We start from the raw sequence: 389 nt of genomic DNA, 5'->3' as shown, positions 1-389 counted from the left end.
CGGTCACCCCCCCCGAGCCGAGCGCCAAAACCGACTGGCCCATCTGCTCGGTGGAGCCCGTGGGCGGGTGCGGGGCGAAGGCGGCCAACGGGTCGAGCCATGCGTCGATACCGGTCTTCACCTGGCTGGTGGTCAACGCGACCGCGGTGGCTTTGACCACCAGCAAGGTTAAGACCGGTATCGACGCGTGGCTCGACCCTTTGGCCGCTTTCGCCCCGAACCCGCCAATGGGATCCACCTAGATTATGGGCCTGTCGTTTTTGGCGCTGGGCTGCGGAGGTGTGACGGGTTGCGTCCTAGGCCTTGTTCGGTACTGTCTGATAATATTCGCTGGCAGGATCGACTTCTTCGTTGTCTGATTCGGTGATGTTCTCGTACTGGGCGTCCTG

1 pseudogene is annotated in these 389 nt (G+C 62.7%); it reads right to left on the bottom strand.

The annotated features are described in order from the left end of the window. Window positions 1–238: pseudogene (locus tag PUR71_RS00595) on the bottom strand (hypothetical protein); the annotation flags it as partial. Window positions 239–389 lie beyond the last annotated feature (151 nt).

This window comes from Streptomyces sp. SP17BM10 (assembly GCF_036322405.1).
GTDB lineage: Bacteria > Actinomycetota > Actinomycetes > Streptomycetales > Streptomycetaceae > Kitasatospora.
Note: the sequence above shows the minus strand (reverse complement) of the source record. Positions and strands in the feature narration are given on the sequence as shown.